The organism is Psychrobacter sp. DM4 (assembly GCF_051307035.1).
GTDB lineage: Bacteria > Pseudomonadota > Gammaproteobacteria > Pseudomonadales > Moraxellaceae > Psychrobacter.
This window is the reverse complement of sequence record NZ_CP195536.1, coordinates 1,520,692-1,540,003: the sequence shown is the minus strand read 5'-3', so window position 1 is coordinate 1,540,003 and position 19,312 is coordinate 1,520,692. Positions and strand designations below refer to the sequence as shown.

Annotated in this window: 15 protein-coding genes and 1 other RNA gene; 12 read left to right on the top strand and 4 right to left on the bottom strand. The window is 43.9% G+C overall.

Going from position 1 to position 19,312, the window contains the following annotated elements:
* Positions 1 to 33: 33 nt before the first annotated feature.
* From trpC to ACR64G_RS06510, 3 genes are all read right to left on the bottom strand, one after another.
* Positions 34 to 912, bottom strand: coding sequence for an indole-3-glycerol phosphate synthase TrpC (gene trpC, locus ACR64G_RS06520; protein WP_435978512.1), 879 nt, complete (start codon positions 910 to 912; stop codon positions 34 to 36).
* Between the two features lie 55 nt (positions 913 to 967).
* Positions 968 to 2,038, bottom strand: a complete 1,071-nt coding sequence (gene trpD, locus ACR64G_RS06515; protein WP_435980664.1) for an anthranilate phosphoribosyltransferase — start codon at positions 2,036 to 2,038, stop codon at positions 968 to 970.
* A 139-nt stretch (positions 2,039 to 2,177) separates the two neighbouring features.
* Positions 2,178 to 2,801, bottom strand: coding sequence for an anthranilate synthase component II (locus ACR64G_RS06510; protein ID WP_435978511.1), 624 nt, complete (start codon positions 2,799 to 2,801; stop codon positions 2,178 to 2,180).
* 896 nt (positions 2,802 to 3,697) lie between these two features.
* Between ACR64G_RS06510 and glnA the strand changes: the two genes are divergently transcribed.
* Positions 3,698 to 5,113 (top strand): type I glutamate--ammonia ligase, encoded by a 1,416-nt coding sequence (gene glnA, locus ACR64G_RS06505; RefSeq protein WP_435980663.1) that lies wholly within the window; start codon positions 3,698 to 3,700, stop codon positions 5,111 to 5,113.
* 210 nt (positions 5,114 to 5,323) lie between these two features.
* The gene (locus ACR64G_RS06500) at positions 5,324 to 6,046 is read left to right on the top strand and encodes a DUF4124 domain-containing protein (RefSeq protein ID WP_435978510.1); all 723 of its coding nucleotides are present in this window, start codon (positions 5,324 to 5,326) and stop codon (positions 6,044 to 6,046) included.
* Positions 6,047 to 6,189: 143 nt separating this feature from the next.
* Here the strand turns inward: ACR64G_RS06500 and ACR64G_RS06495 are convergent, their stop codons facing one another.
* On the bottom strand, positions 6,190 to 6,903 hold the full coding sequence (locus tag ACR64G_RS06495; protein WP_435978509.1) for an SIMPL domain-containing protein: 714 nt from the start codon (positions 6,901 to 6,903) through the stop codon (positions 6,190 to 6,192).
* A gap of 203 nt (positions 6,904 to 7,106) precedes the next feature.
* Here ACR64G_RS06495 and ffs point away from each other — a divergent pair.
* The 10 genes from ffs (at position 7,107) to msrB (ending at position 19,228) form a co-directional block, all read left to right on the top strand.
* An RNA gene (ffs, locus tag ACR64G_RS06490) (signal recognition particle sRNA small type) lies at positions 7,107 to 7,203 on the top strand.
* A 124-nt stretch (positions 7,204 to 7,327) separates the two neighbouring features.
* On the top strand, positions 7,328 to 8,155 hold the full coding sequence (locus ACR64G_RS06485) for a DNA polymerase III subunit psi (protein WP_435978508.1): 828 nt from the start codon (positions 7,328 to 7,330) through the stop codon (positions 8,153 to 8,155).
* Between the two features lie 83 nt (positions 8,156 to 8,238).
* A complete protein-coding gene (gene serC / locus ACR64G_RS06480) occupies positions 8,239 to 9,369 on the top strand; it encodes a 3-phosphoserine/phosphohydroxythreonine transaminase (RefSeq protein WP_435978507.1) in 1,131 nt (376 codons plus the stop codon).
* Positions 9,370 to 9,578: 209 nt separating this feature from the next.
* Positions 9,579 to 11,423 carry an extracellular solute-binding protein gene (locus tag ACR64G_RS06475; protein WP_435978506.1) on the top strand — a complete coding sequence of 615 codons (1,845 nt, stop codon included), beginning with the start codon at positions 9,579 to 9,581 and terminating at the stop codon, positions 11,421 to 11,423.
* A gap of 82 nt (positions 11,424 to 11,505) precedes the next feature.
* Entirely contained in the window at positions 11,506 to 12,285 is a 780-nt protein-coding gene (gene gloB / locus ACR64G_RS06470; protein ID WP_435978505.1) for a hydroxyacylglutathione hydrolase, read from the top strand.
* Positions 12,286 to 12,360: 75 nt separating this feature from the next.
* A complete protein-coding gene (yejB, locus tag ACR64G_RS06465) occupies positions 12,361 to 13,428 on the top strand; it encodes a microcin C ABC transporter permease YejB (protein ID WP_435978504.1) in 1,068 nt (355 codons plus the stop codon).
* Entirely contained in the window at positions 13,428 to 14,495 is a 1,068-nt protein-coding gene (locus ACR64G_RS06460; RefSeq protein WP_435978503.1) for an ABC transporter permease, read from the top strand. The genes yejB and ACR64G_RS06460 overlap by 1 nt, the downstream gene beginning before the upstream one ends.
* A 1-nt stretch (position 14,496) precedes the next feature.
* Entirely contained in the window at positions 14,497 to 16,182 is a 1,686-nt protein-coding gene (locus tag ACR64G_RS06455; RefSeq protein WP_435980662.1) for an ABC transporter ATP-binding protein, read from the top strand.
* A 207-nt stretch (positions 16,183 to 16,389) separates the two neighbouring features.
* Complete coding sequence (locus ACR64G_RS06450; protein WP_435978502.1) at positions 16,390 to 17,709, top strand: iron-containing alcohol dehydrogenase; 1,320 nt, start codon at positions 16,390 to 16,392, stop codon at positions 17,707 to 17,709.
* Positions 17,710 to 17,998: 289 nt separating this feature from the next.
* Positions 17,999 to 19,228 (top strand): peptide-methionine (R)-S-oxide reductase MsrB, encoded by a 1,230-nt coding sequence (gene msrB, locus ACR64G_RS06445; protein ID WP_435978501.1) that lies wholly within the window; start codon positions 17,999 to 18,001, stop codon positions 19,226 to 19,228.
* Positions 19,229 to 19,312 lie beyond the last annotated feature (84 nt).

Here is a 19,312-nt window from a genome sequence, read left to right as displayed (position 1 = left end):
TGATGGGTGAATAAAAAATTGATTGCGCTTACTTTACGCGCCAGCAGGAATGCTCGCAAGTAGCGATTGTAACGCTTGTCCTGGATGATCGGTCTTCATAAAATGCTCACCGATTAAAAAGTGCTCTATACCATTATCTAGCATCAAGCGAACATCATCGCTACTATGGATACCGCTTTCAGTTACGACAAGCGGTTTGTGTGTGTCGCCATCGCCAGTTAAAGCATCTACCAAAAAGCTCTTTAGCTTCAGAGTGTTCTGTAAGTCAACCTGAAAGGTGTTGAGATCGCGGTTGTTTATACCATAAATGTTATGGACTGAGCGTGGCAATTTTAGGGCGCGCTCCAATTCTTCTTGCGTGTGTATCTCAATCAATACATCCATACCCAGCTCTATGCTCAAAGCGTGAAGCTCGGCAACTTGTGCATCATTGAGGCAAGCCATAATGAGCAAAATGCAATCTGCACCTAACAAGTAGGACTGATAGATTTGATAGACATCTATCATAAAGTCCTTACGCAGGACAGGTAGGCTTGCCTCGTTGCTCGCTTGAAGCAGGTAAGTGTCATCGCCCTGAAAGTAATCACGATCGGTCAGTATCGACAGACAAGTTGCGCCCGCTTGTTCATACTGTTTGGCAAAAAGAGCAGGTGAGAAGTTGTGATTAATAATGCCTTTAGATGGCGAGGCTTTTTTGATCTCAGCGATAATACCTATACCGCTCTCCTTCATAGCAGTCTCTCGCAAGGCATTGGCAAAACCACGACGCGGATGAGTGTCAGTAGCGGCTTTTTCTTGCAATAGCGCTAAAGATTGCTCCTTTTTGGCAGCGATAACCTCTTCACGTTTGGTTGCGATAATGCGTTGTAAGACAGAAGGTATATTGGTTTGCGTATTTGAGGATGTCGTCATAGTATTTCCAAATATTGTAGTCAATTGCTGTAGGGATGAATGCCCATAAATATTATTATTTAACAGCGGCTAACTCTTGGGTATATTTCGCTAGAGACTCAAGCTTACGCAGGGCATCACCGTTTTGAATAACGGCTTGTGCACGGTTGACACCATTAGGGTAGTTACTGGCAAGTCCTGCCGTATAGATGGCGGCCCCTGCATTGAGTGCAATCATGTCACGAGCTTTTAGCACCGCGCGGTCATGGGTCTCATCGCCTGATAGAGCCGCGCGTATCAGTTTAAGGCTGTCTTTGGGCGAGTCCACATCGAGACCGATGAGCGTCTGCGACTCTATTCCTGCATCCTCTGGCATCAACTCATATACGGTAACTTCACCATCTTTGAGTTCAGCGACTGTAGTAGAAGTAGCAAGGCTGATCTCATCCAAACCATCTTTGGCACCAACGACCATGACATGATTGGCGCCTAGATTCTTCATTACATTAGCGATAGGTTCACACAGCTGCGCGGTAAAAACGCCAATCACTAAGTTAGGTACGCCAGCGGGATTGGTTAATGGACCTAAAATATTAAAAATAGTGCGCGCTTTGAGCTCGCGGCGTATCGGGTTGGCATAACGCATAGCGCTATGGTGGTTGGGCGCAAACAAAAATCCAATGCCCTCGTTTTGAATACAATCTAGTGCCTGCTCAGGAGTAAGGGCAAGACTAATACCTGCCTGCTCTAGCAAGTCTGAGCTGCCAGATTTGGTTGAGACGCCGCGATTGCCATGCTTGGCGACTTGAGCGCCCGCAGCTGCAGCGACCAAGGCTGAAGCAGTAGAGACATTGAACAGATTAGCGCCGTCTCCGCCCGTACCAACAATATCGACTAAATAGTCGCACCCTTTGGGTTCAATGTTGGCAGCTAGTGCGCGCATGGCGCTAGCCGCTGCGGTAATCTCATCGATAGATTCGCCCTTCATACGTAAACCGGTCAAAATAGCGCCCATCATAGCGTCGCTACATCTACCTTGCATGATAATCAGCATAACCTCACGCATCTCATCATAAGTTAAATCAATACGTTGTAAGACTCGATCTAAGGCGCTGGCAAGTAAGCGATGTATTTGCTCATCACTCATCTGCTTATTGTCTTCTTGTACGTAGCCTTCAGAGGTGTTTGAGGTGCTAGTCGTTAGGTTCTCAGTAGTATCAGTAGTCATGGAATATCACTTATTTATTATATTTTTAAGGCGGCGTTTGACCCTTTATTAATAACGATTAGCTTACTTCTGGCAGCTCGTCTAAGCTGAGCACAGCTAGATTATGGGTGATCAAGAAGTTATTAAGGAGCTTATATCCTGCTAGGCTCAAGATAGATTCAGGATGAAACTGTACGCCTTCGATGGCAAGGGTCTTATGACGCACACCCATGATTTCCTCTACGCTACCATCAGCGTTTTGCGTCCATGCGGTCATCTCTAGGCAGTCAGGTAGGGTCGCTTTATTTACGACTAATGAATGATAACGCGTAAATTCAGCAGGATTTTCCAAACCCTCAAATACCCCTTGATCCTTATGATAAACCGCAGATAGACGCCCGTGCATAACCTCTCCAGCTTTGACAACATCACCACCGAATGCCTGTCCAATCGCCTGATGACCTAAGCAGATACCCAAGATAGGTATAACGCCTTTGAAGGTGTCTATGACTTCTAATGAGATACCAGCACGATCAGGATCACAAGGGCCAGGTCCGATGACGATGATGTCGGGCGCGAGCGTTTTTATTTGCTCAATGCTCGTCTGATCATTACGCCATACAGTGATGTCTTGCTTGAGCTCACCGAAGTACTGTACGATGTTGTACGTAAAGCTATCGTAATTATCAATCATTAAAATCATAGTAGTCTCGGCTTGTCTGTGGGTTGACGCTGTTTTTTGCTTAAGTGTAAAGTACTAAGGTTTGAGTCACTAATATTTATATTATAAGGTCTTGAGCAAGTAACTCCTAAACTCATGCTAATCAAAACCAGCGCCTTGTTAGTCTACTTTTATGAGGTAACACAGTTATGATTGCAAGACATGGGTCATGCCTGTTTACAGTGCAAGATATTTACAATGCAAGATATTTACAATGCAAGATATCTTACCACTATTTTATCAGGTATCAAGCGCTCAGGATAAGCAACACTCCTTTATAGCATATCCATACAAAACTATCGAAAGCTATCTTACTGAGCATTTAAAGTAAAAACACTTAATCACACAATGCACCAAACTTGTTTATTCAATCAAATGCGGTGCATTTTTAGCATTTATTTGGTGCAAATATTGTTGTAACCATCATTCTAATGCTCTAAAATCACATAATTATCTATGATAATCATCTTAAAAGTGATGATACCTACATAGGTCTTATAGTGATGCTAGTGCTTATTAGTATGGCTTTGCATACTATGCTCGCTATCATTAATAAGATCATTGAGACTAAGACAGGCAAACTGGCATGTCCTTTGCACCTAAGTCTTATGAAAATCTTGAAAAGACAATCACTGTTACGACAAATTGGGTTATGATCACAGTGAATGTTATCAAGCATTCTAAATTTATGTGTAGCTTATGCATATCAGTTCAGCATTGTTGTGCAGATATTGCTAAAATGGCGCTGATAATGATGCAAAGTTTTAGAGATGGTCTTATTAATCTGATATTTATAAGATATGGCTCGCACCTAGTAATGAGTACTTAAAGCTTTAATTTTAATCGCAACTTTTATACTAAGATAACTTCAACGGAGACTGTTTATGTCGAACAAATTATTAGACCTTATCAAATCAACTGATGCTAAATGGGTTGATTTTCGCTTTACTGATACTCGTGGTAAAGAGCAGCATATTAGCTTTCCTGCGTCGACTGTAGACGAAGAAGTCATGGAAGATGGCAAAATGTTCGATGGCTCATCTATTGCTGGCTGGAAGGGTATTGAAGCCTCTGATATGATATTGCGTCCTGATCCAGAAACCGCTTTTCTTGACCCGTTCTTTGATGCGGTAACCGTTGTTGTCACTTGTGACATCATCGAACCATCGACGCTACAAGGCTATGATCGTGATCCGCGCTCTATTGCTCGCCGTGCTGAGGAGTACTTAAAGTCAACGGGTATAGGTGATACGGCTTACTTTGGTCCTGAGCCCGAATTCTTTGTATTTGACGATGTTAAATGGTCAGTCGATATGTCAGGTGTAAGCCATAAGATTAAAGCTGAAGAAGCGGCTTGGTCAACTAACGAAGATTACGAATGGGGAAATATGGCGCATCGTCCACGCGTCAAAGGCGGCTACTTTCCAGTACCACCAATCGACAGCTCACATGATATGCGTGCGCTAATGTGTGAACGCATTGAGCAGATCGTTGGTGAAGGATCAGTTGAAGTTCATCACCATGAAGTGGCGTCTTGTCAGTCTGAAATCGGTGTAGCGTTCAACACCATGGTACGTAAGGCTGATGAAGTTCAACAATTAAAATATGTTGTGCATAATGTGGCACACCAGTTTGGTAAAACCGCGACCTTTATGCCAAAGCCTATCGTTGGTGATAATGGTTCAGGTATGCATGTACACATGTCAATCTCAAAAGATGGCGTCAACACCTTCTCAGGTGATGAGTATGCTGGTCTGTCTGAGACAGCTTTGTTCTTTGTTGGTGGTATCATCAAGCATGCACGCGCATTGAATGCGATTACCAATCCATCGACTAATAGCTACAAGCGTCTGGTACCGCACTATGAAGCACCTATTAAGCTGGCTTATTCTGCGTCTAATCGTTCAGCCTCTATCCGTATTCCACATGTCAGTAGTCCAAAAGCTGTTCGCGTTGAAGCTCGTTTCCCTGATCCAACAGCGAATCCATACTTGGCATTTGCAGCGCTATTAATGGCAGGTCTTGATGGCATTCAGAACAAAATGCATCCAGGTGAAGCCGCTGATAAGAACTTGTACGACTTGCCACCAGAGGAAGAAGCACAAATTCCAACGGTTGCAGAGAGCTTAGATGTAGCGTTACAAGCTCTAAAAGATGATCACGAGTTCTTGTTAAAAGGTGATGTGTTCACAAAAGATATGCTTGATGCTTTCATTGCGCTAAAAGACGAAGAAGTACAACGTCTCAACGTAACTGTACACCCTGTCGAATTTGATATGTACTATAGCTGCTAGTTTATAGCTAAATTTGAAGTTCCCTGATAAAAAACCAGCTAAGTTGATCTTAGCTGGTTTTTTGTCATCTATAGTTTGGCAATATATGTCTTACTGAAAGTTTGACATAGCGCTTATCAGATAGTCTGTTATCAAAGTCGCTACTGAATTATAAACGGGAATAGAGCATAATAGTTATTATCAACTCTTACTAAAATAGGTCTACTCGCTATGATGACAACTTTTAAAGTAAAGTCTTTGATGAATAATCGAGCACTAGCTTTGCTAGCAGGGTTGGTTATAGGCTCAGTAACCCTCTATGTGCCAAACGTTAATGCTGCATCAATTTATAAAGTCGTTGACGAGCAGACCGGTCAAGTCACTTTTACCGACCAACCGCAAAACTATGAGCAGCAAACAGGCAAGCAAATTGTAGAGACCAATGTGAGTACAGGTAACGATTCGAGTCACTCAGCTAGCACCAGTAGCCAGAATAACAATAGTAGTCAGAGTAACAATAGTACTAAGTCTGCTATCCCAGTGATAACAGCACCTGCGCCAATAAATTATCAACTGGTTATGACTGAACCTAGTGAGGAGCGCGCTTATCAGCGTCCAGGACAGATTATTACCGTTAGTTTGCAAATGAGTCCAGCGCTACAGACGGGAGATAGCATTAGCATCTATATAGATGGCCAATTGATATCTCAAGGAATTACGGCTTCGATCGCGACCATCAACCTCAACCCTGGAGAGCATACGATTCAAGCAACAATACAAAACAGTAGAGGGCAAGTTGTAAACCAGATCACCCGCACTGTTTATGTGATTCAAAACACGGCTATCTTGCAAAACAAAAAGAGAGTCGCGCAGCAGCTGCAAGCTTATCAGCTTTTACCTTGGCATCAAAAGCTACGGCTAAAAATGCGCCAAAATAACAATGCTTCTAAATAACAGCTTTTTTGAAAGTTTTTGCTTCCAAATCTCTACAAAGCCACTGTTCTTGAACGATGACGCTAAACCATAAAAATACTGCTTAGCATAAGAAAGGTCAGCACTAATAATGCTGACCTTTTTGTTATTGCCCTAAATCAAAACTATTTATTTAACTCAATCGTACCGTTAGCAGTGACTGAAATGGTGCTATTACCAGATTCGAAGTTTTGGCTGGGTATTGAGGACTCTGCATCAGCCGCACGCATACTGTTATACATAGGGCGTGGGAAGTTATTGTTACCCGTATTTAGATTAACCGTGACGACACGATAACTTTGAGCGTCCCAGGCACGAGTTAGGTTTTTGGCCTGCTGCTGAAAGGCGCGTGAGGCATCAGTCATTAGCTTTTGCTCAAGCGCATCCTTTTTAATCTCAGAGACACCAAAGTTGAGATTATTCATGACTAGAGTTTCTTGCAAGTCCGCTATCAGCTGACTGGTCGCAGTGAAATCAGTGCTCTTTAAATCGATATTTGCCTGTCCGGTCCAGCCAATGATTTTATCATTTTTGTCGTAGCGCGGATAGGTACTTTGCTGTCCGGTACTCACTGTTACAGTAGGATAGCGTTTGGCAATAGCCAAGGCTCTATTGATTGAGGTATTCAGGGTTGTCGCTAAGGTTTTGATATCTGTTGCTTGTGCTTTTTTGTAGAGGCTTGCGCGCACTTCGTCATTAGCGATCTCTTCTTTGACTTCTGTTTGAAAGCTAATCTGATCATAACCTGTCGGCTCAGCATGGGCATGACTCATCATTGCTGTGAGTAATAGTGCGCTACCAGTAGCCATAATGGTTTTAGTAGTTAGTGCTGTTCTCATAAAAATTCTCCTTATTACATGTTTTTTGAAAGTGTTAATAATTAAAGATATTTTTTAGCTTTAGTTAACATAGCAAATTCTATGTTTAATACTATAAGTATTTTGTCACTAGGTCACGGTTTTTTAAAGCTGACAATAGTTACTGTTGTACGATAGGGGTTGTAAAAAGCCAAAAAGTAAGTATAATTTGCAACTGGTGGCTCCATTGGTAGCCTCGCAACAGTGTTCTATGAACCCCGCCAGGACCGGAAGGTAGCAACGGTAATAGATTCATTGTGTGCCGAGGATGTGCTGATGGAGTCGCTTTTTTTTGCCTAAAATTTGATAAATGTGCTTACTTATACGAGTATAATAGCGATGTACTCAGCAAAATTGTCTTTATATTCTTCTAATACCCTAATTATAAGTAGGATAATCATCTTCTATGAGTGATATTCAAGACACGCAACGTCAAACATCAACAATCACATCGCTGTCAGTTACCCAAAAAATGGTACAGCAACGGCAGATTCTGGCGATGATGGGTATTGGGCAGTGGGTACAGCCTGACTCTTTGACTTTGAATATTGCTGATATAGCGGCAAATAATCTACCTTTAGTATCTGCCCCCGTTATTATAGAGGACGCATCAGATTCAAACTTAGAATCGAATCACCAAATAGTAGAGACGCTAACAGAGCAAGCACTGACTACTGGCATTGTAGATGAGCAAAATCTTGCGCGTGATGACGAGATCAAACCGACCTCTGTTGCCGTAACTGATTACCGTTTTGACAGTATTGATCCTGTAGAGCCTCTAGTAGAACCAGCTGTAGCGCCACTTTTAGCGCAAGCGACGACGTCTAAACCCCACTCGTATCATGCTGATAAAGATGAGCTAATCTTGCAAGATAAAGTTGCTCCTTTTGATTTACAAGGCGGGCTTTATGGACGCTGGGTGCTTATGGTCGATATCCAAGCTTTAGATAGTGATAGTCAAAAACTGTGGCAAAACATCGTTCAGGCTCTATCACTAGATTGCGAAACTACCTCTTTTCCTATCTGTGCTGGCATGGATACTGCTGAGCTTGCCAATGCAAGTTTGGCAGGTTATCTCTTTAGAATTGGTAGGAGTGAGGAGATACAAGTGGCTGCGTTGACCGAAATACCTAAAGGTTTGACGCATCCTAATTTGGCTGATACACCAACGCTGAGTGAGATGCTCGCAGACAGTGCGCTTAAGCGCAAGCTGTGGCAACAGATATCCAACTAACCATCATTCACTTATAGTTATCCCTTTGTATAAAACTAATATAAAATATCTCCTCTTATTTCTTCCTGTTTAGGATAGTAGCTATGTCTTCAAATACAGTCTCAAAAACCAGTACAACCGATCCACATCGACTGCCTAACTTCTGCGCAGGCCCTGCGGCTATACCGACCGAAGTCTTAGCACGCGCCCAAAGCGAGATGCTTGACTGGCAAGGTCGCGGTGTCTCAGTCATGGAGATGAGCCACCGTAGCAAAGACTATATGGCTATCGCTGAAAAAGCAGAGAGTAAACTCAGATCCTTGATGGCTATTCCTGACAACTATAAAGTACTGTTTTTGCAAGGCGGTGCCAGTTTACAGTTCTCAGCAATTCCGCTGAACTTGTTAAATGGTGGTCCAGCCGATTATCTGACGACAGGCGCATGGTCTGGTAAAGCGATCAAAGAGGCCAAACGTTATGAGACGCTCGGTCTGGGAGGTATCAATCAAGTTGCCACAGGCAAAGACAGTAATTTTACCACCGTACCTGCTATGAGCGAGTGGCAGCTTAGTGATAACGCCGCTTACTTTCATTACTGTGCCAATGAAACCATTCATGGGTTACAAATCTTTGAGCCACCGCAAGTGGGTGCGCCACTCATCGTTGATATGTCTTCATGTATTTTGTCGCAGCCGATAGATGTGTCCAAATACGGGATGATTTATGCGGGCGCGCAAAAGAATATTGGTCCTGCGGGTCTGCTTATCGTCATCATCCGCGATGACTTGCTAGATCAAGCGAGCGAATGGTGCCCGTTGCTGCTTAACTATGGACATCAAGCTGACAAAGAATCGATGTCGAACACGCCAGCGACCTATTCATGGTACTTGGCAGGACTAGTCTTTGATTGGTTAGAGGCGCAGGGCGGGGTCGAAGCTATCGGTCAGATTAATCAGCAAAAAGCCGATTTATTATATAAGACCATTGATGACAGTAGTTTTTATAATAACCCCGTTGATAAACAGTATCGCTCTATCATGAATGTGCCATTTACTTTAGCGAATAGCAGTCTGGACAAAACGTTTTTAGAAGAGTCAGAACAGGCCGGATTACTTAGTTTAAAGGGTCATCGTGACGTCGGCGGTATGCGCGCGAGTATCTATAATGCGGTACCACTGGAGTGGGTACAGCTTTTAGTGGACTTTATGATAGATTTTGAAAACAGATACGCTTAATGAACTGGATACTTAATACAAAAAACGCAGCCTAATATAGGCTGCGTTTTTTGTGGTGATTTTTTTAATAGGGCGTCGTTTTAACGCAGGCACTCTTGCAAATCATTAGGTTAAAAAAGCTAAGTTTGTTATGATTAAATTTTACAGCTTGCCTAAACTGATAATAGTTTTTGATGAGCTACCGAATTAATTGAGTTGTTCTAGTCTTTATGATGATAAAAAAAGCCACCGTACAAACTGCCTTACTAAGTTCCATTATAGGCGCTGTGATCTGCTGGATACCGAGTAGTATTGCGGTGCCCGTCACGACTCAAGCACTTGGGCATAATAGCACTGCTGAGTATATTGACGCGCCTTTTATGCCCTATGCCAATCCTGATGCACCAACGGGCGGCACGCTATCGCTTGATGCGCGCGGTACGTTTAATAGTGCCAATAAATGGATGACGACTGGGGTGGCGATGGTTGGCACTGACTATCTATATGATACTCTGATGACAGGCTCACTCAATGAAGCCTTTACCATGTATCCGCAGCTAGCAACCAAAGTCACCTACGATCCTGATGATGCTAGCTGGATTGTTTATCATCTCAATTCAAAGGCGCACTTTTGGGATGGATCGCCTGTGACCAGTACGGACGTCAAAGCAACCTATGATGCGATATTGACTAAAGGGCCGATGTATATTCGCAGTTATTTAAGCGATATAAAAGAGGTGCAGATTATCGATGAGCATCAAGTTAAATTTGTCTTTAATAATGCGGATAATAAAGAGATTCTACTCACTGTCGGGCAATTCCCAATCTTTAAAAAGTCCTCCGTCGACACAGATTTTGAGAGCATTAGTCTCACGCCGCTCATAGGTAGTGGCCCCTATAAGCTTGGGCGCGTAGACGCTGGGCGCTCAGTTAGTTACGTGCGTGACCCCAACTATTGGGGACGCGATATTATGGTCAATCGTGGTCGTTATAATTTTGATAGGATTAAGTTTGTTTATTATCAAAGCGATGAGATTGCCTTTGAAGGTTTTAAATCAGGCCAATACCGCTTTCGTCCTGAAAATAAAGCCTCAAACTGGGCGACGGGCTATAATTTCCCTGCGGTAAAAGCGGGCGTGATAAAAAAAGAATCAATAACCAGTCAAAACCCAGTACCGATGCAGGGACTGATTATGAACTTGCGTCGCCCCTTGTTTCAAGACATCCGCGTACGCCAAGCGCTAAGCTTGGCCTATGATTTTGAATGGATGAACAAGACTTTGTTCCATAATCAGTATGAACGTTTGCAAAGCTTTTATCATGGCTCAGAGCTGGCAGCAACTGGCGCGCCTTCAGATCTAGAGAAACAAGTATTAGCGCCACTATTAGACGCGCTTGATCCCATTCACAGACGAGGCGCGCTAGAGGATTGGCAGGTAGAGACGAGCGATGGCAAAGGCTTTAATCGCCAGGCTTTATTAAAAGCTCGGCAGTTGTTACTCAACGCTGGATTTTATTATGACGATATGAAACTCTATCAGCCTAACGGCATGCCTGCGCAAATTGAAATTCTGATGACGGGTGAGACCATGGGACGGGTGTTATTGCCTTATATCCGAAACCTTGAGCGTTTGGGATTTGACGCCACACTGCGTCAAGTTGATGGCCCGCAGTATTTCGAACGCACCCGTAGCTATGATTATGATATGACCGTTGATGTATTCGCGCAGAGTCTATCACCTGGCGCCGAACAAGCCGCCTTTTGGGGTAGTGCTGCCGCGGACGAGCCTGGTAATCACAATACGATCGGTATCAAAAACGCTGCTATTGATAGTGTGGTTGAGTCCTTAATCGCGGCTAAGAGCCGTGATGAGATCATCTTGTACACACAAGTACTCGATCGCTTGTTGCGTGCCGGTCATTATCTAGTACCCTTGTATGGTAAGTCTGAGACTAATGTGGCTTACTGGGATCAGTATCGTCATGCTACTTTGCCAACCAACGCAGTAGGTATTGATTACTGGTGGGTGGATGGCGAGAATGAGCAGCGTGTCAATAAGTATTTGGGTCAATAGTTTTTGAAGGTATAAAAAACATAAAGATTGTATCAGTCAGTACAAGACAATAAACGAAAATAACTTCTAGTAAGGATTTACCATGAGTATTCAAATTCATCCGATCAAAGCCTTTACTGATAATTATATCTGGACGCTGATCAATAAGAACAATAAACAGGCGATAGTCATCGATCCGGGTCAGTCAGCGCCAGTCGCCGAATATATGAAAGAGCATGATTTAGAGATGACCTCAATCTGGACGACCCATCATCACTATGATCATGTCGGCGGGGTCATGGAGTTACAAGAGCATTTTCCAATGACTCATATTGTCGCGCATAGTGAGCATGGCGTTGAAGAAGATCAAACGGTAAAAGACGGCAGCTCGGTCAGCGCTTGGGGGCACTCTGCGCAAATATGGGACATCCCAGGACATACCGAAACTCATATCGCTTATATCTTAGACATCGATGGACAAAAACACGCTTTTTGCGGAGATACCCTCTTTAGTGGCGGCTGTGGTCGCGTATTCACTGGCACTATAGAGGAGCTATATGAGAGCTTGAAACGTCTAAATGAGCTGCCTGCTGATACTTTGCTCTATCCGGCGCACGAGTACACTGCCAATAACTTGCGCTTTGGGCTTAGCATAGAGCCTGATAACGAAGCGATGATAACGGCCCTCGCACGAGCCGAAGAGCTAACTGCGCAGGGCATACCTACACTGCCCGTTACTTTAGAACATGAGCGCACTATCAATGTGTTTATGCGTGCCAGTGAGCCAAGCGTTGTCACAGGCGTAAGCGCTCAAAGAAACCTTGAAGATGACAAACCATTAACCGTATTTGCTGCGTTACGTGAGCTCAAAAATGATTTTTAAACGTTTGAGTTTTTTTGCTCTCACTATCTACTGAATTACTCTTTGAACGCCTTGTGTACTTAGGAAATCGTCGCTATGGGTCGTTATATCTTAAAAAGACTACTGTTGATACTGCCGACGCTATTCTTAATTTTGCTTGCCAATTTTGTCATTGTGCAAGCCGCCCCGGGTGGTCCTGTCGAGCAGCAGTTGGCACTCATCGAACAAGGCGCAAAAGATAGCGCTATAAATGGTGGCGTAGGCGCGGGTAGTTCAGGGAGCAACAGCACTTATCAAGGCACACGCGGACTCTCTGAAGATATGGTTGCCGCGATCAATGCCCAATACGGCTTTGATAAGTCTGCACCAGAGCGCTTTTGGCTTATGCTCAAGAGTTATGCGCAGTTAGATTTTGGTGAGTCGTTCTTTAAGGGGCAGACCGTAACAGATTTAATTATCGAAAAGCTGCCTGTTTCCATATCCCTTGGGCTTTGGAGTACGCTACTCATTTATATGATTGCTATTCCACTGGGCGTCTATAAGGCGATGCATCATGGTTCAGCAGTGGACAAGGCAACTGCGATGCTCCTTGCGATCGGACATGCCATACCGGTATTTGTATTCGCCGTTATCTTATTAGTATTCTTCGCAGGCGGCAGTTATTGGAATCTGTTTCCACTACAAGGGCTAACTTCTGAGAATTTTGATCAATTATCGACACTCGGCAAAATCAAGGATTACTTTTGGCATTTGGCTCTGCCGCTGCTCGCGAGCACAGTAGGCGGCTTCGCGGGTTTAACTTATTTGACCAAATTTAGCTTTTTAGAAGAGCTGGGCAAGCAGTACGTATTAACCGCGCGTGCCAAAGGTTTGGGCGAGCGCCGAGTGCTCTACGGTCATGTCTTTCGTAATGCCATGCTAATTATTATTGCGGGCATTCCAGCGGCTATCGTCGGTATATTTTTTGCGGGTAATTTTTTGATTGAGATTATCTTTAAGCTTGACGGTTTAGGTTTGCTCGGCTTTGAAGCCATTCAGCAGCGTGATTATCCTGTCATTTTCGGTACATTATTTATCTTTACGCTAGTCGGTCTGCTATTACAACTTATCAGTGATATCAGCTATCATCTGATTGATCCTCGCATTGATTTTGAGGGGCGCTAATGTCAAGTCAGAATTCTATCGCTAAGCCTTTATCCTCATCAAAAAAAAGCCGTTTAAACCCAGTTTGGCAAGCGCGGCTAGATCGTTTTCGTCATAATCGTCTCGGCGTTATCTCTCTTGTTATCTTTACTATTGTTTTCGTCATCTGTATGGCGGTCAATGTGATTGCAAATGATAAGCCTTTGATTGTGCATTATGACGGTGATTATTATGTACCTGTACTCAAAGCCTATCCTGAGACGGCTTTTGGTGGAATATTTGAGACCGAAGCCAACTACAAAGACCCTGCGGTACAAGAATTGATAGAGGCTAAAGGCTACTTTATCATGCCGCCTATTGCGTTCGCCGATCAAACGCCAAACGTAGAATTGGGGCTGCCATATCCTGCGCCGCCCAATAGTCAAAACTGGCTCGGTACCGACGACCAAGGACGCGATGTATTGGCTCGTATCCTTTACGGCATGCGCGTGTCACTCTTGTTTGGCTTGGCATTGACTCTAGCTGGCGCGCTTATCGGTATCATCGTTGGCGCTATTCAAGGCTATTATGGCGGCTGGGTGGATTTGGCAGGTCAGCGGTTTATGGAAGTCTGGGGCGGGATGCCGCAGCTGTTTATGATTATTATTTTAGTCAGCTTATTTAGCCCTAGTATTACGATATTGTTCGGACTCATGCTGCTATTTGGTTGGATGGGACTAGTGGGACTGGTGCGCGCTGAATTTTTGCGCGCCCGCAACTTCGATTATGTACGTGCCGCGCGCAACCTTGGTGTGTCTGACACACAGATTATGCTCAAGCATATCTTGCCTAATGCATTGGCGTCTAGTCTATCGCAGCTGCCTTTTATATTAACGGCTAACATCATTGCGCTCACCGCCTTAGACTTTTTGGGTTATGGTCTGCCGCCTGGCTCGCCATCTCTAGGTGAGCTGATGGTACAGGGCAAAAATAACCTCGATGCGCCTTGGCTTGCGTTATCAGGATTCTTTAGCTTAACCTTTATCTTATCGCTACTGATTTTCATAGGTGAGGCGCTACGAGATGCGTTCGATCCGAGGCGCTCATAATATGACGATACCCATTCAAAAAAAGACGTCCGCACCAATAGAGCAGACTGATAAGCGTGCAAAAGTTATGCTCAGGGTTAATGACCTATCTATCGTGACTGATACCCGTATAGCGCTTGTGGACAATCTCAGCTATCAGCTGCGCCAAGGTGAAACGCTGGCCATCGTAGGAGAGTCGGGCTCTGGTAAGTCTATCGCCAGTCTGGCGCTGCTTGGATTACTACCTGATAGCTTGATAGTAAGCGGGGAGGCACAATTGGCTGACGCGTCAAGTATGACTGTTCAACCAACAACCAATAGCCTGCCAATAGCTAATAGCAAGTTGCGTAATCAGTCCCTTAAACACGTTCGCGGTCAGCGTATCGGTATGATATTTCAAGAACCAATGACCGCGCTCAATCCGCTACATACGGTCGCCAAGCAAATCGCTGAATCGCTACGCTTGGTTGGCGTACCCAAAAAGCAATGGCGCGCACGTAGCATTGCACTGTTAAACGACGTTAATATCACAGATCCTGAAGATAAATTAAATCGCTATCCACACGAGCTCTCGGGTGGTCAACGTCAGCGGGTAATGATAGCGATGGCGCTTGCGCAGCAGCCTGATATTTTGATCGCCGATGAGCCAACGACAGCACTTGATGTGACTTTGCAACACGAGATATTAGCACTCTTAAATGCGCTCAAGCTTGAGCACAACATGGCGATGATATTGATCAGCCATGACCTTAATTTAGTGAAGCGCTATAGCGATAAGATTATTGTTATGCGTCAGGGTCAGACGATAGAGCAGGGCAAAACCTCAGATATCTTTGCTCAACCAAAAGCGGACTATACGCGCACACTTATGGCACAAGACTTTGGTCATGCGCTCAGTATATCTAAGAGCAATGATAGTGATGTCAAAGTGCTAGACGTTGAGCAATTAGGTGTGCAATTCCCTATAGAAAAAAGCCTGTTCGGTGGTACCAAACGCTGGTTTGATGCGGTAAATAATCTAGACATGACACTAAAAACGGGCGAGGCTATAGGTATAGTCGGTGAATCAGGTTCTGGTAAGACGACGACAGCGCTTGCGTTAAGTAGACTACTTAGTAATCAAGCAAAGGTTAGTGGACAGATCAATATCGGCGGTCAAGATATAACGAAGCTATCAAAGAGCGAGCTGCGCCAGTTCCGCGCGCAGATTCAGATGGTCTTTCAAGATCCCTTTGCTAGTATCAACCCGCGTATGACCGTCATGCAAATTATCGAAGAGGGATTACTGGTACAAGGGGTTATAAAGAGGGTACGCCAGCAAGCGGTCATAGAGAGTCTGGCAACGGTACATCTGCCAAGCGAATTTGTTCATCGCTATCCGCATGAGCTCTCTGGTGGTCAGCGTCAACGAGTAGCACTAGCAAGGGCGCTCGTCATGCAGCCGCAACTGCTGATACTAGATGAGCCAACCTCAGCACTTGATAGTACGACGCAGGTGACCGTAGTCAATCTGCTGCGTGAGATTCAGGCCAAGCTTAATATTAGCTACGTGTTTATCAGTCATGATCTAAAGGTCGTACGAGCCTTGTGCCAGCATATTATGGTACTCAAAGACGGTAAGTGTATTGAGTCAGGGGCGACTGAAACTCTGTTTAATCATCCGCAGCACTCCTATGCCAAACAGCTGCTACAGGCGAGTATGGCATGACCTATCGTAAAATTCAGACCAAAAACAGTCAGAACAGATTAGTTCATAATAATAATCACACGCATAGAATCCTGATGGTACAATTACTTATACGCAACAAATCTATTCAAATGCCTATCGTTATTAGCATCACGTAATTATTTTGGCGATAAAATACAGAAAATTTTATATCAACGCCCCTATATTTCTACTGAAAAGGACTTCTTTATGAGTAAAACTAAACTTCCCATTATCTCAACCCTACTGAACAATGACAGCTTGCAACACGCAGGTTATTTAGCCGTTGCTAAGACTCGTGCTAAGGTGCTCAAAGTCGTCTCCATGGTGCTTCCGATCCCAAGACCACTACTTTACGTCGGCGAAGAGGCTTGCTACGAGCTGTGCGACATGATCATTAACGAAGGCAGCACGAACGTGTTTATCGCCACTGATGAAGTACTGAATAAACTTGGCGTACCGTCGAAAGTCACTGATTATTTGGATAAGCATAACGTTAGCTACCACATCTATGACGGCATCACTCCTGATCCGACGTTCGCAGTGGTCGAAGAGGGTTTGAGTGAGTCAATAAGTAATAACTGCGACTCTATTTTGGCTATTGGTGGAGGCTCAGTCATTGATGCCGCTAAGATGATCGCCATGTCACAAGGCAACAACTGTAAGCCGCAAAAGCTGATCGGTATCCTTAAGGCACGAAAATCGTGTATGCCGCTATACTGTATCCCAACGACTGCTGGTACAGGGTCAGAGGCGACACTTGGCGCGGTCGTATCTGATAATGAGACCCATCAAAAAGCTCTATCGATTGATCCTAGAATGATACCGTTAGCAGCGGCTATTGATCCTGTCATCATGAAAGGTATGCCAAAGCATATTACTGCTGATACTGGTATCGACGTTCTCACTCACGCGTTAGAGGCGTGGATGAGCGTTAATGCTAGCGTCGAAACGGACTACTACGCCGCTTCTGCGACTAAATCAGTCATGCATTATTTGCCTGTTGCCTACAATGATGGCGGCGATCTAAAAGCAAGAGAAGAGATGGGTATTGCTGCTCATTACGGCGGCATCGCATTCAACAAGGCAGGTCTTGGTTACGTTCATGCTATTGCTCACCAATTAGGCGCGCATTATAGTATCCCTCACGGCCGCGCTAATGCCATCGTGTTGCCGTATGTGCTAGACTTAAACCGCAAATCTAGCGAAAAAAGATTAGCCAAACTGGCAAGAAAAATTGGTATCATTGAGAGCACGCAGGCGGGTAAAAGTGATAAAGAGCTGGCAAGTTACTTCATTGATCAAGTCCGTGCTCTAATTAAGTCAGTTGGTATTGATCCTACCGTCAAGGGTATGAAAGAAAGTGACTTTGATGACATCGCTAAAGCGGCTGCCAGAGAAGTCAGTGACACTTATGCGGTGCCAACTTACATGCCAGCATCAGGTATCAAAGATATTCTATCTAGAATCAAGGCAACAAGTGAAAAACGTGCTGCCGACGATGACTCAAAAAATGATAAAGTCGCTTAAGCGTTAAAACGCCATACAAGCAAAATATAGTGGTAACGAAACAAAAATAAGCACATTACTAAAGGATAGTGTGCTTTTTTATTTGAATTCTAAAAAGTTTAGATTTTATCTTTTTGGTAGGTTTTGACTAGAAATTGACTACTATTGTTCAGTTTAATTACAGAGTGACTCTAGATTGTTAAATATATATAACAAAATAGGTATATTACGGTGATACGTAAGAAGTATTATATAAGTATACAAACAATATCTAGAACATAACTCAGAACACAACCTCTAGGATACGATAATGAATAATAAATCTAAAATAGGTTTTATCGCCACTATTGCTATTGCAAGTAGTGCCTTTGTTACAGGCTGCGCTTCTACAGAGAGTAGTCCTACAGTTAAGAACCCAAATTCTGAAAACCCATATGCGCCCACTGAAGCAAACTTAGCAGTCGCGACGGTTGCAGGCGGTTGTTTTTGGTGCGTAGAAGCAGGATATGAGAAGATACCTGGTGTTATAGAAGTTGTGTCAGGTTATAGCGGTGGTCAAACGGTCAATCCAACTTATAGTCAAGTATCGGCAGGCGGAACGGGTCACACCGAAGCTGCGCAGGTATATTATGATCCCACCAAAATTACTTATAACGGTATCGTACAAGCATTATGGCGTATTGCAGATCCGACTGATGCTCAAGGTCAATTCGTTGATCGCGGTACTCAGTACCGTCCTGCTATTTTTTATAATAACGAGCAAGAAAAACAAATTGCTGAAGCAGCTAAGCAAGACTTACAAACATCTGGAATATACAAAAAGCCGGTAGTGATCGAGATCGTCCCAGCGAGCACTTTTTACCCTGCCGAAGACTATCATCAAGACTATTACAAAAAAAACCCACTGCGCTATAAGGCCTACACCTTTAACTCGGGTCGCTATCAGTTTATAGAGAGCGTCTATGGTAAAAACTACGAGCTGGACTTTGCTCAATTTAAACCTACTAGCAGTAGTATGCAAGAGGTTAGTACTACAGATGACAACTCTATGGAGACATCCAAGACTATGAATAATGTTGGTTTCAATCCACAAACCTTTATTAAGCCCAGTCAGGATGAGCTCAAAAAGTCATTAAACGCGATGCAATATAAAGTTACTCAGCAAGATGGTACTGAGCGCGCTTTTAGTAATGAGTATTGGGACAACAAAGCTCCAGGTCTTTATGTCGATGTGGTATCGGGAGAGCCTTTGTATTCTTCGCGAGATCAGTTCAAATCTGGTACAGGTTGGCCAAGCTTTACGCGTCCCTTAAATGCTGATCTAGTCGTAGAAAAAGAAGACAAAGGATTCTTTTCGACTCGTACTGAGATCCGTAGTCGTTATGCTGACTCACACGTAGGTCATGTATTTAATGATGGCCCAGCACCGACAGGCAAACGCTATTGTATGAACTCAGCTGCGATGCGCTTTGTCCCATTAGCTAAGATGGAAGAAGAAGGTTATGGTAATTGGATTGACGATGTCAAACCTGTAGCCTAATGTTCATACTATGAATGTTTGAATAGCAATCGTAAAAAAGCCCACTATCTGAGCAGGTAGTGGGCTTTTTGCGTTTTGAATGTA

What these genes read in the sequence shown, in the direction of transcription:
- ACR64G_RS06485 (WP_435978508.1), top strand. Translation starts at nt 7,328, where the DNA reads ATGAGTGATATTCAAGACACGCAACGTCAAACATCAACAATCACATCG.
- ACR64G_RS06455 (WP_435980662.1), top strand. Translation starts at nt 14,497, where the DNA reads ATGACGATACCCATTCAAAAAAAGACGTCCGCACCAATAGAGCAGACT.
- trpD (WP_435980664.1), bottom strand. Translation starts at nt 2,038, where the DNA reads ATGAGTGATGAGCAAATACATCGCTTACTTGCCAGCGCCTTAGATCGA.
- ACR64G_RS06510 (WP_435978511.1), bottom strand. Translation starts at nt 2,801, where the DNA reads ATGATTTTAATGATTGATAATTACGATAGCTTTACGTACAACATCGTA.
- ACR64G_RS06450 (WP_435978502.1), top strand. Translation starts at nt 16,390, where the DNA reads ATGAGTAAAACTAAACTTCCCATTATCTCAACCCTACTGAACAATGAC.
- ACR64G_RS06495 (WP_435978509.1), bottom strand. Translation starts at nt 6,903, where the DNA reads ATGAGAACAGCACTAACTACTAAAACCATTATGGCTACTGGTAGCGCA.
- msrB (WP_435978501.1), top strand. Translation starts at nt 17,999, where the DNA reads ATGAATAATAAATCTAAAATAGGTTTTATCGCCACTATTGCTATTGCA.
- yejB (WP_435978504.1), top strand. Translation starts at nt 12,361, where the DNA reads ATGGGTCGTTATATCTTAAAAAGACTACTGTTGATACTGCCGACGCTA.
- trpC (WP_435978512.1), bottom strand. Translation starts at nt 912, where the DNA reads ATGACGACATCCTCAAATACGCAAACCAATATACCTTCTGTCTTACAA.
- ACR64G_RS06460 (WP_435978503.1), top strand. Translation starts at nt 13,428, where the DNA reads ATGTCAAGTCAGAATTCTATCGCTAAGCCTTTATCCTCATCAAAAAAA.
- serC (WP_435978507.1), top strand. Translation starts at nt 8,239, where the DNA reads ATGTCTTCAAATACAGTCTCAAAAACCAGTACAACCGATCCACATCGA.
- ACR64G_RS06500 (WP_435978510.1), top strand. Translation starts at nt 5,324, where the DNA reads ATGATGACAACTTTTAAAGTAAAGTCTTTGATGAATAATCGAGCACTA.
- ACR64G_RS06475 (WP_435978506.1), top strand. Translation starts at nt 9,579, where the DNA reads ATGATGATAAAAAAAGCCACCGTACAAACTGCCTTACTAAGTTCCATT.
- gloB (WP_435978505.1), top strand. Translation starts at nt 11,506, where the DNA reads ATGAGTATTCAAATTCATCCGATCAAAGCCTTTACTGATAATTATATC.